The 313-nt window shown below is 64.2% G+C and carries 1 protein-coding gene; it reads right to left on the bottom strand.

The annotated features are described in order from the left end of the window. The coding region (locus tag CYJ76_RS11910) for an AMP-binding protein (protein WP_238138248.1) at positions 1–265 on the bottom strand (265 nt) is incomplete at its 3' end. Positions 266–313: the final 48 nt, after the last annotated feature.

Raw genomic sequence — 313 nt, 5'->3', positions numbered from 1 at the left:
TGTCCATCACCTGCCGCATCGTGCGGGTGGGGCAGGCGGTGCCGGACATGATGCCGGTGCGCAGGCTGGAAAGGTCATAGGTCTTGCCCTTGGCCTTGGCGTGTTCGATCTCGTCGAGCTCCGCCATGAACATCGTCGGCACGCCGAACAGGCTGGTGGCCTTGCCATGCTCGACGGCCTCCAGCACCGACTGCGGGTTGAACACCGGGCCGGCGATGATCGTCGTTGCGCCGTGGGTGATGGCACCCAGGTTGCCCATCACCATGCCGAAGCAGTGGAAGAAGGGAACGGGGATGACGACCTTATCCTGGTC

Origin of the sequence: Kytococcus schroeteri, from assembly GCF_002847825.1 — a bacterium.
Taxonomy (GTDB): domain Bacteria; phylum Actinomycetota; class Actinomycetes; order Actinomycetales; family Dermatophilaceae; genus Kytococcus; species Kytococcus schroeteri.
This window is presented reverse-complemented; position numbering and strand designations above follow the sequence as displayed.